Annotated in this window: 9 protein-coding genes; 7 read left to right on the top strand and 2 right to left on the bottom strand. The window is 38.5% G+C overall.

Translation table 11 applies throughout. The annotated features are described in order from the left end of the window. Positions 1–179 precede the first annotated feature (179 nt). Positions 180–770 (bottom strand): TetR/AcrR family transcriptional regulator, encoded by a 591-nt coding sequence (locus K9V48_RS21225; protein ID WP_224141143.1) that lies wholly within the window; start codon positions 768–770, stop codon positions 180–182. 180 nt (positions 771–950) lie between these two features. Here K9V48_RS21225 and K9V48_RS21220 point away from each other — a divergent pair, with 180 nt between their 5' ends. The 6 genes from K9V48_RS21220 to K9V48_RS21195 all read left to right on the top strand — a co-directional run bounded on the left by K9V48_RS21220 (position 951) and on the right by K9V48_RS21195 (position 8,558). Continuing rightward, complete coding sequence (locus K9V48_RS21220; RefSeq protein ID WP_224141142.1) at positions 951–2,444, top strand: aldehyde dehydrogenase family protein; 1,494 nt, start codon at positions 951–953, stop codon at positions 2,442–2,444. 110 nt (positions 2,445–2,554) lie between these two features. Next, positions 2,555–4,141 (top strand): AMP-binding protein, encoded by a 1,587-nt coding sequence (locus tag K9V48_RS21215; RefSeq protein WP_224141141.1) that lies wholly within the window; start codon positions 2,555–2,557, stop codon positions 4,139–4,141. Between the two features lie 57 nt (positions 4,142–4,198). Beyond that, entirely contained in the window at positions 4,199–5,785 is a 1,587-nt protein-coding gene (locus K9V48_RS21210) for an AMP-binding protein (RefSeq protein WP_224141140.1), read from the top strand. Between the two features lie 41 nt (positions 5,786–5,826). Further along, on the top strand, positions 5,827–6,996 hold the full coding sequence (locus tag K9V48_RS21205; protein WP_224141139.1) for a thiolase C-terminal domain-containing protein: 1,170 nt from the start codon (positions 5,827–5,829) through the stop codon (positions 6,994–6,996). Further along, positions 6,997–7,431, top strand: a complete 435-nt coding sequence (locus K9V48_RS29495; RefSeq protein ID WP_224141138.1) for a Zn-ribbon domain-containing OB-fold protein — start codon at positions 6,997–6,999, stop codon at positions 7,429–7,431. Between the two features lie 74 nt (positions 7,432–7,505). Further along, on the top strand, positions 7,506–8,558 hold the full coding sequence (locus K9V48_RS21195) for a zinc-dependent alcohol dehydrogenase family protein (RefSeq protein ID WP_224141137.1): 1,053 nt from the start codon (positions 7,506–7,508) through the stop codon (positions 8,556–8,558). 1,485 nt (positions 8,559–10,043) lie between these two features. Here K9V48_RS21195 and K9V48_RS21190 read toward each other — a convergent pair. Further along, a complete protein-coding gene (locus K9V48_RS21190) occupies positions 10,044–10,190 on the bottom strand; it encodes a BH0509 family protein (RefSeq protein ID WP_224141136.1) in 147 nt (48 codons plus the stop codon). Between the two features lie 593 nt (positions 10,191–10,783). On the opposite strand from K9V48_RS21190, the gene lipP1 reads away from it, so the two are divergent. After that, the gene (gene lipP1 / locus K9V48_RS21185; protein ID WP_224141135.1) at positions 10,784–11,731 is read left to right on the top strand and encodes a LipP1 family hormone-sensitive lipase; all 948 of its coding nucleotides are present in this window, start codon (positions 10,784–10,786) and stop codon (positions 11,729–11,731) included. Positions 11,732–11,833: the final 102 nt, after the last annotated feature.

Below are 11,833 nucleotides of genomic sequence, written 5' to 3'. Positions count from 1 at the left end.
AAAAGTTCATTGAAAGAAAAAAAGAAGTTGATTACCTACTATATGTAGATGATCAACTCCTTTTCATTACTATATACACGTGGAAATACCTGTAAATCGTTCAAAGTGAACACTTTTTCAGTGGTCTTGGACGGTTCTGCTGTTTGCTTAAATATAAACAGAAGAACCGTCCCGCGTTTTCACTTCTTAATATACACCTTCTGCGTATAAAACGTTGCAATTTTAACAATCTGTTCTGCCATATAATCCTTAGAGTGATTGAAGTCATTATTTATCCATTCTAATATGAGGCCAATCATTCCGCTAACACGATATGTATAAAAAAGCTCGATGTCGATGTTTGAATCTACATCATTTGCAGTGAAATCAATATCTTCCCTAAAGTGCTTTTTCATTGTATCAATCATTTTATCCCGGAAATTATGGTTAATATTTCCTCCTAGCATGATTTGATAAAATTCCTTGTAGTCGATAAAGTGATCAAATAAAGCAATTGTGGAAAGCTCTAATATGTTTACTTCCTTATCATATTTCAAATATACATGTCTAAAGGCTTTTTGTAACTCATAAAACACGTCGTCAATGATTTCTTGTAATAAATCTTCCTTTTGTTCGTAGTGAAAATAAAAGGTTCCTCGATTATAGCCAGCTTCCTTTACGATTTCTGTTATCGTAACCTCGTCAAAGTGTTTTTTCTTAAGTAAAGTTAATAGGGTGTGCCTAAATAATTTTTTTGAGCGTACGACCTTTTTAGTAGCCGCAGTGTTCATCTTCATACCCTCTTTCCAAGAAAATTTCTCTCTATTATACAATATATACGAATCTGTTAAGTTTTGTACAATTATTACTATTTTGACTATTGGAAACGCTTTCAAATATTTTTATAATGAATGTACAAACAGGATATTTTCTTATGTTAATTGTTCTCATTTTAAAAGGGGGAATTCGTAATGTCCACTTTAATTGCATTAAATTCAAAGGCCATTCAGTTTACATCAAAACCGTTAAAAATGTTAATTGGAGGTAGATGGGTAGATGCAATTTCTGGGAAACGAACAGAAATTAGAAATCCAGCTACCGGAGAATTAATAACGACAGCGGCAGAAGGAGACAAAGGAGATGTTGATCTTGCCGTCGCAGCGGCACGTAAAGCGTTTGAAGAAGGTCCATGGCCGAAAATGAAACCAAATGAACGAGCAAGGCTTATTCTTAAATTAGCCGATTTAATCGAAGAAAACGCTGAAGAGTTAGCTCATTTAGATACGCTTGATTACGGACAGCCAGTTTCATTAACAAGAGGATTTGCAGCAGCTGCAGCCGATAATTTCCGTTATTATGCTGGGTGGGCAACGAAAATAACAGGAGAAACGATTCCTTCCTCCACACCAGGAAACATTTTTAACTATACCATTCGTGAACCGATTGGCGTTTGTGCGGGAATTGTTCCGTGGAATGCACCATTAATGAATGCCATTATGAAAATCTCAGCACCACTTGCAGTCGGAAATACGGTGATTGTAAAGCCGTCTGAAGAAACACCAATTAGTTTGCTGCGATTTGCTGAACTGGTACAAGAGGCCGGGTTCCCTGATGGAGTTGTCAACATTGTCACTGGCTACGGTACAACTGTAGGTGCTGCTTTAGCATCACACACAGATGTCGATAAAATTGCCTTTACGGGTTCAACAAGTGTGGGTAAACAAATCATTCAAAATAGTGCAGTGAATATTAAAAAAGTAACACTTGAACTAGGCGGTAAATCAGCACATATTATTTTTGATGATGCTGATTACGAAACTGCTCTTGCCAATGCAGCGAATTCCATCTTTTTTAACTCAGGCCAAGTTTGTTTTGCTGGTTCAAGGCTATATATACAAAATGGTATTTACGATAAATTTTTAGCTGACTTAGCTGAGTACTCAAAAAACTATAAAGTAGGCAATGGGTTTGACAATGATACCGTCATTGGACCGCTTATTTCGTCCAAACAGAAAGAACGTGTCTTAAACTATTTGGATATCGGACTGAAAGAAGGGGCTGAAATGCTGATCGGCGGTGATGCGAGAGAAGCTGATTTAGCAAATGGCCATTTTGTCAAACCAACTGTTATGGCAAACGTACATAGCGAAATGACTATTGCAAAAGAGGAGATTTTTGGTCCAGTGGTTTCAGCTATGCCATTTGATGATATCGATGAAGTGATTAAACAAGCAAATAATACGGTTTATGGATTGGGTGGAGGGATTTGTACAACAGATATCCGCAAAGCTCATAAAGTAGCCCATGCGCTGCGAACAGGGAATGTTTGGATCAACACGTACAATATTACAGAACCTGGTTCACCTTTTGGTGGCTATAAACAAAGCGGACTAGGTAGAGAAAACGGCGCGGCTTCCATTGATATGTATACAGAGATTAAAAATATTTGGGTGAATTTGGATTAAACATGACGTTAATAATCACCTCGGGTCTCCTTTTAGCGATACCTGAGGTGATAAAAATTGCCTTCTCGTAAAATGAAATCTTTTTAAAGCTAGTTTCATAGGAGGATAAAATGTATAGCGGACTCGAAACTTTTGGTGAAATTGTTAAGGATCGTGCGATGTCAAAGCCAAGCGCATGTTTTGTTAAGTTTGAAAATGATGAACTAACATATAGTGAGTATCATCGCGGCGGGAACAAAGTTGCTAACATTATGTCGTCTCTAGGTCTTGCCAAGAGCGATACATGTGCAGTTATGCTGCCGAATTGTCCGGAATTTTTAGTTACATGGTTAGGGATTGCCCGACTTGGAGTCATAGAGGTTCCAATTAATATTGCATATAAAGGTGAGTTGCTTGCCTATATCCTAAACAAGGCAAAATGCAAGGCACTCGTCATTTCCTCACAATGGATGGACCGAATAAGGGACATATCCCCTGAGCTCGTACATCTTCGCCACGTTCTAGTGGTTGGCGATAAGTATGAGAGGGAAGATGGCCACATCACTTGGTATTCCTATGAAAATCTTATGTCTAATGCAAATGAAGCTGAAATAGATGTTGAAATCAAACCTAGTGATCCATCTCTCATTCTTTTTACCTCAGGCACGACCGGTCCATCCAAAGGGGCCATTCTTGCACATCGTGCGAATTTTAGTCTTGCTAGGACTGCTTGTGACCTTATGAATTATGGACCTGACGATCGTTTATATACTGTTTTTCCTTTATTTCACGTCAATGCACGTTATACCACGATTCTTGTTGCACTGATTGCCGATTGTGATGTCGTCATGCATAATCGCTTTTCTGCCTCGAATTTTTGGGATATTTGCCGAAGAGAGAAAATCACTTGTTTTAATTACATGGGATCACTTCTTACGATTTTGATGAAGCAACCAGAACGGCCAGATGATGCAGATAATCCTGTGCGGATGATTCAAGGTGCGCCTGCACCACTGGAAATCTATGAGGATTTTCAAAAACGATTCAATGTGAAAATCACAGAAGCATATGGTTCAACAGAAGTTGGATTAGCAACAGTCAATCGTGCAGACTCATTTCGTAAAGGGTCTTGTGGTAAAGCTGTTCCAATCTATGAGGTTGAGATTCATGATGACAATGATGAACCATGCCCGCCTGGCATAACAGGTGAAATTGTTGTCCGCCCTAAGGAGCCTTGGGTTTTGTTCTCAGGATATTACGGTATGCCTGTGGAAACGGTAAAATCATGGGGAAATCTATGGTTTCACACAGGTGATAGCGGTTATATGGATGAAGATGGATATTTCTACTTTGTCGATCGGAGGAAGGATGTTGTGAGGAGAAGAGGCGAAAACATTTCATCCTATGAAATTGAACGTGTTTTAAATAAACATCCGAAAATTCTTGAATCAGCAGTCATCGGTGTACCATCAGAACTTTCAGAGGAAGAAGTACTTGCTGTTGTAAATGTAAAAGAAGGGGAAGCTCTTTCACCTGAGGAATTACTCGATTTTTGCCAGACTCGAATGGCTCATTTCGCTGTCCCTCGATATGTCCGCTTTGTGAAAGAGCTGCCAAGAACACCTTCACAAAGAGTAGAGAAATATAAGCTTAGGAAAGAAGGTGTGACGGAAGATACATGGGATCGTGAGTTTACTAGATATAAAGTTATTCGTTAATAAGCTTTTATAAACATAGTTTAATATAACTTCATTATGTCAACTGGAGGATAAAAAATGTATAACGGACCAGAGACATTTGGCGAAATTGTTGCATATCGGGCCAAAATGAGACCAAATGAACGATTTGTACGTTTTGAGAGTGGTGATCTTACCTATCAAGAATTTCACCAAAAAGGGAATCAGCTTGCGAATCTAGCATTATCTCTAGGATTGAACAAAGCAGATACGTGTGCGGTTATGCTGCCAAACAGCCCAGAATTTTTGATAACCTGGCTGGGACTTGCTAGACTCGGTGTGATTGAAGTTCCGATTAATGTAGCGTTTCGAGGTGATTTACTAGTTTATATTCTTAACAAAGCAGAATGTCAGGCACTTGTCATTTCAGCACAATGGGTGGATCGACTAAATGAAATCTCCGCACAGCTTGAATATCTCCGCCATGTGATTGTAGTCGGAGATGAACAACAAATAAAATCGAACCGATTTACTTGGTATTCCTTTGAAAAACTTCTCTCTGAAGCAAGTGATGAATGTGTAGATCGTCAAATGAAACCGAGTGATCCATCTCTCATCCTCTTTACATCAGGGACAACTGGACCGTCAAAAGGTGTCGTCCTTACCCATAGTGCGAATTTTAGCGTTGCGAAAACAGCATGTGAAGTAATGGAATATAATCCGGAAGATCGCTTGTTTACTGTTTTTCCATTATTTCATGTAAACGCACGTTATACGACCGTCCTTGTCGCTCTAATCGTTGGTTGCGGGGTTGTCATGCATAATCGATTTTCTGCTTCAAAATTTTGGGATATCTGCCGCAGGGAAAAGATTACGGCCTTTAACTTTATGGGGTCTATGTTAACAATCCTAATGAAACAAAAGGAATGTGCTCAAGATGCAGATCATCTTGTTCGAAAAGCATATGGTGCGCCAACTCCGAAGGAAATTTATGAAGATTTTCAAACCCGTTTTCACGTGCAAATCTCTGAAGTGTACGGGTCAACCGAATTAGGCACTGTAGCAGCAAATCCTGCTGAAAATTTTCGAAAAGGTGCATGTGGTAAGATAAGGCCGATTTTTGAAGTAGAAATACATGATGAAAATGGATTCCCTTGTCCTGTTGGCAAGAGCGGCGAAATCGTTGTCCGCCCAAAAAAGCCAGGAATTATGTTTACCGATTATTATGGGAATTCAGAGGCAACCGTCAAGTCATGGCAAAACCTCTGGTTTCATACTGGAGATACGGGCCGTTTCGATAAAGATGGCTATCTTTATTTTATCGACAGAAAAAAAGATGTTGTTCGCAGGCGTGGTGAAAACATTTCGTCCTATGAGATCGAGCGTGTAATGAACGATCATCCTAAGGTATTGGAAGCAGCCATTATCGGAGTTCCATCTGAACTGTCTGAAGAGGAAGTACTTGCAGTTGTGATCCTAAAAGCAGGAGAAACCGTTGCACCAGAAGATCTTCTCGAGTTTTGTCAAACACGTATGGCTCATTTCGCAATACCTCGTTATATCCGTTACGTAACAGAATTGCCGAGAACACCTTCCCAAAGGGTAGAAAAATACAAATTGCGTTCTGAAGGGATCACATCAGATACGTGGGATCGTGAACATGTAGGCTACCAAGTAAAACGGTAAACACTTGTTCTTTTATTTATTGATAAGAAAAGAGGAATAGCATGCAGACATTACGCGGAAAAGTAGCGATTGTCGGGGCAGCTGACACGGAAGTTGGTATTGTTCCCCATCTATCAGCAACACAGCTATGTATTGATGCAGCATTAAAAGCATTAGATGATGCAGGGATTAGTAAAGATAAGGTCGATGGATTAATTACCTGTAATTCCATGGCTGAACCAATGCTGTATCACGCAGAGGCGATCGCAGAGTATTTGCAAATTTACCCTAAATATTGCATGAGTGTTGGGACAGGAGGGGGAACAACGTTTTCGGTCTTGCACCATGCAGCTTCCGCTATTTTAACAGGAGTTTGCGATACAGTGTTAATAACAATGGCAGACAGCCTTCATAGTGGATTAACAAAAGAGCAGGCGATGGCAGCACAAGTCTCTACGGGACATAAACAGTTTGAATTACCATATGGCCCAACGATCCCTGCTTATTATGCTCTTATTGCCAAAGCACATATGGAGAAATATGGTACAACGCCCGAACAACTTGCTGCTATATCTGTCGCCGCTCGTAAACACGCTAACTTACATCCTCATGCTCAAATGCGCGAGCTAATAACTGTCGATGATGTCTTAAAATCTCGTATGATTGCAGACCCGTTACACCTTTTGGAATGCTCACTAATATCAGATGGCGGTTCTGCTGTCATTCTAACTTCCGCAGAACGGGCTGTCGAATACCCCGATCATCCAGTCTACTTACTCGGTGTTGGTGAAGGGCATGGACATGAACATATTAGCCAAGCACGTAGCCTCACTACTTCTGCAGCTGTAGAATCTGGAAAGCGTGCTTACGAAATGGCCGGTATTGGTCCAGATGAAATTGATTTTGCTCAACTATATGATTGCTTTACACCAACTGTATTAATAGAACTTGAAGACCTTGGTTTTTGTGAAAAAGGAGAAGGCGGCGCGTTTGTGGAAAGCGGAGAGATTGAACTTGGAGGCTCCCTTCCAGTCAATACGCACGGAGGTCTCCTGTCACATTGTCATCCAGGTAATCCTGGTTCTATGTTCGCCCTAACAGAGGCTGTCACTCAGCTCAGGCACCAGGCTGGGGTACGGCAAGTGCCCAATGCAAAGGTAGCACTTGTTCATGGCCAGGGTGGGATTATGTCCAGCCATACCACACTTATTCTTGGTCGGGAGGTTGTCTAAATGCAAGAATCGTTAGGAAAAAACTTCCCCCAGCCAACTGTGGAGACGGCTCGATTCTGGGAAGGGTGTCGAGTACATGAACTTATAATTCAAAAGTGTTCTGATTGTCATAACTTCCAGTTTTATCCACGTCTGATGTGTACCAATTGCACAAGCAGGAAAGTCGAGTGGATGAAGGCTTCAGGTAGGGGAAAGGTGATGAGTTTCACAATCGTCCATCGTGCCATATCTAAGGCATACCTTTCTCAAGTACCATATGTTATTGCCATCATTGAATTAGAAGAAGGTCCAACAATGATGAGTAATATCGTACAATGTGAGCCAAAAGCTGTTGAAATAGGGATGGAGGTTGAAGTGGTTTTTGAGAATTGGTCCGATACAATAACGATGCCGCAATTTTCTCCTTTTTACAAGGAAAATGAGGTCACATCATAATTATTTTGCTAGATTTATAGATTTTAATGCTTATGACAATATGAATTCAAAAGATAACTTTGAGGAGGAATAATATGAAAGCGCTTGTATTAACTGAATTTGGTAAAAAGATGGAAGTTCAAGAGGTTTCAAGACCAATGTTAACAGATACAGGAGTTGTGATTCGTGTTGAGGCAAATGGGATTTGTAGAAGTGACTGGCATTTTATGATGGGAGATTGGGACTGGATCGGTTTACAGGTACAGTTACCACACGTATTTGGTCATGAATTTTCCGGGGTAGTGGAGGAAGTAGGAAGTCAAGTAACAAAATTTAAAAAAGGAGACCGAGTTGTTGTTCCACATGCTCATGGAGAAGGAACGTGTGAGTATTGTTTAACAGGACATTCTAATATTTGTGACCATGGCAGTGTAGCAGGTACTACTTATTGGGGTGGCTATGGAAGATATGTGAACGTTCCTGATGCTGATCGAAATGCCGTTCACTTACCGGAAAGCGTAAGCTTTGAAGCAGGTGCAGCGCTTGGATGCAGATTTATGACAGCATTTCATGGCTTAGTAGACCAAGCGAAAGTAAAACCAGGTGAATGGGTTGCGATCCATGGAAGCGGAGGGCTAGGTCTTTCACTTGCTCATATTGCAAAAGCGATTGGTGCAAAAGTCATTGCCGTTGATATTAATGACGAAGCACTAACACTAGCAAAAGAATTTGGGGCAGACATCACGATTAATAGTAAAGAAAAAGATGCTGTTCAAGAAATTATGACGATTACAAATGGTGGCGCACATGTTGCCGTTGACGCATTAGGAATCGCGATAACTTGCCAAAATGCCATTAATTCCTTAAGAAAAAGAGGAAGACATCTTCAATTAGGTCTTACCTCAAAGGATGAAAAAGGAAAGGTTGAATTGCCGATTGATCTCATTGTCGTAAAAGAACTAGAGGTAATCGGGTCTTCCAATATGCCTGTTTCCCGATTTCCAGATATGATGCGAATGGTGGAAAGCGGCATGATACAGCCTGATAAAATGATAACAAAAACAGTCGGTTTAGAAGAAGCTGCTGACATCCTTTACGACATGGCCGAGTTTAAGACGCCAGGTATTACTGTGTTAAATAGATGGTGAAGTGAGATGAAATTCCCTGCTGCTGAGTAGGGGATTTTTTATTTGGGGGTGTTAGAAAGGAGGCGATTAACCTGCAGCATACATTCTTACGAAAACAAAATTAGTGAAATACCCAATTAAATATCTTTGGTACGTTATGTAATTTTTTACAGGTAACCAATATAGAAGCTAGAACTCTATGAAAGGTGTCTTGCTAATTCTTTAGATATCATAGGAAAAGCAGGATTTCATCTATAAGTCAAATATTAGTTTTTATAGCGGTTTATTAAGGGAATTTAACAGTTTATTTACAAATAAGTGAATTTCTGATGGTTCGACATATTTTTAAGAATTACTTGTTATAATGACATTGTTTTAGAAGGAAAGGAGCTGACACTGCCAAATAGAGACAACGTTTTATTGGAGCAGCATTTAGCAGCAAGAATCATAACCACCTTGTGAAAAGTTATTTTTGCATTGATTAAAAAAAATCCAAGTTAAAACGATACGAGGAGGAATTATGATAGAGATTTTATTATATATTGGTACATATCTATTGGTTACTCTTGTTCTTGGCTGGCTGATTACAATTGCTTTTAATCTGTTTATTGAATAGGTTCAATTGTCGCTAAAAAGGTAGGGTTATAGATGAAAATGTATTGGAGGAGGAAAGAAATTAAGTTCTATAATATGTTTTCATCGGAGGAAGTTTTAAGATAACAAACAGAGAATCTGTAAAGAGAGGTACGTTACGAATCTGTTTTTACATACTTGATACATACAGCCAGATTATACATGAAACAGCTAATTCATTTTTTTACAAGACAGCATAAAAATGTTTGAGTATGACAATAAGGGTGAAGCCAGAGTAGAGTTTGAAAAAGCAGATGAATGTAAGATTCTCTCTGAGATCATCCATTATAAGGACTTTGAAAAAAGAGGAAAGTTAAAAACAGGCGAAGTTAGAAATCCCCCTTGGAAATGTTAAGAAGAAACGCGTGAAGAAACAAATTAACCACTGAAGAAGAGATAAAACAAGTGGACGAAGGCAGCTGGGTTTATGAATTCGATAATGAAATCAATAAAATGAAACGATATGTTCCAAATCTCGACCTATAAATATATCAGTAAGGGAAGAAGGGTTACCCATATAATTTTCTACTAAGGCAAAATAAAAGATATGAGTCCAGTACAATATCAAAACAATACTTAAAATGGATATGTGCTTATTACTCGTTTTATGCTAATGCGGACAGCCTGTGGATGAATAATAATATTGACAATAAAACGGGGGCGTTTCTACAATAAGTGAAAAGGCTTTTTTAGTAACAAAGTAAATGAATTCAACAAACAAATCCAACTACTTCTCAAGGATCCCAATTCAAATATGAAAACTCAATATATACTCCAATTCGATTCCGACCAGCAGTATCATTCAAAAATACAATAAAGCCTTTGTAGTCGGACAAAGGCTTTAGGCTTTATTATTATCAATTTATTTTCATCTTACATATAATCGTAAACAGAATCTTCAAAATAGAGCCAGTGATAATATTCAATCTGTGGATCTGTCATTGCGGAAATTTCTTTTTGATTGAACTTTTGTTTTTTTAATAAATCTTTCACTTTGGATTCTCTTGCTAATTGGCTCATAGGTAAGTCCTCCTTATGTATAAGAAGTAACGTTGAAGTTACAACTTTGTAAGCGTTCTCTTTATTTTCTTGTTTTTATTATATATCTCAAATTGAGATGAAACAAATATCAATTTGAGATTAATATTTCAAAAACTAATATAGAAAAGTTATTTATTACTTCTGGTGTTTAAATTTAGCTAAAAAAGCCAGGGTTTTGTTAAAGTTATCTCTAACTATATGGATATATCTTCAAAATGGTCAGATCTTGTTGAAAAATATTTACCTGGAGAATAGATGCTTATAAAAGCAACTGAGGTTTTCCCTTTAAATGCATCAAACAGCTTAAGATTCCTAGATTATATTCTTTAATTGAATACGTTGTAAGCTTTGCCTATGTTCAGAGAAATGGGATAGGTCTGTATATGATTTATAGGAAACAAGGGGGATGCATATTCCCTCTTTTTTTGTTTAAGATTTATCCCTTTTTCTTTTCAAATTATCCCCTTTAAAGGGGATGAACCTACACTAAAATGGGAATTTTTTAATGATTCAGAAAAGTGTACGATGAATATAGCAATTAGTGTTTAAATGAAAACGAAAGGGTGGTTTCATTGCCTAATTTAGGTCCAGAAGCAAAATCATATTTAGAGATTTTTAATCAGATGCCTGCTATTCAATCGATGGATCCGAAAACAGTAAGAGAAATGTTTGCCCAGGCTCCTCCAGTTGAGGTGGAGTTGGCACCACTCGCAAAGATTGAGAACCGTTTCATTCCTGTGAGTAAGGATGAGGAGATTAGCATTAGAATTTATACTCCAGAAGGTGAAGGTCCTTTTCCACTTTTTGTTTACTATCATGGAGGTGGATGGGTTTTAGGAGATATTGAGATTTCTGATGCAAGCTGTAGAATGATCGCAAATCGAACAGGTCATATCGTCGTTTCGGTTGATTATCGACTTTCTCCGGAATATAAGTTTCCAATTCCATTACAAGATTCATATGCGGCTTTAGAGTGGGTATATGAAAATGCTGTGTCGTTAAATGGTAGCGCTTTCAAGATTGTAGTAGGAGGAGATAGCGCTGGAGGAAATCTTGCAACAGTTGTCTCTATGATGGCTCTGGATCAAAATGGACCACAAATTTCAGCACAGGTGCTCATCTACCCAGTGACAAACTTGGGCTATAATACAGCTTCTTATGAAGAATTTCAACAAGGTTTTGGGTTAGATAAAGATCTAATGGTATGGTTTGGTAACCATTATATCAGAGACGAATCAGATCAAAAAAACAAATATGTAGCACCTTTATTAGCAGAAGACGTAAGCAATCTCCCACAAGCTTTAGTCATCACAGCTGAATGTGATGTCTTAAGGGATGAAGGGTTAGCTTATGCAAAACGTTTAAAGGATGCGGGTGTCATCGTTGACGCGATTTGTGAATCGGGATTAGTTCATGGCTATTTTACAAACATGGCTGTCTTTCCAGAGAGGATTAAAGGTACTATTTCTAAGATTGCTCAGTTTTTGACTGAAACCAATCAAACGATTAAAAATGCTTAATTCCTACTATTTAGCTTTATCTTACGGATCTACTAAGTTTCTAAAGTTTAATAGATCGAATGTCTTCAAAGAGCTTCCCTATGTGTGAGAACAATTAGTATT

Source organism: Metabacillus rhizolycopersici, from assembly GCF_020075705.1.
Note: the sequence above shows the minus strand (reverse complement) of the source record. Positions and strands in the feature narration are given on the sequence as shown.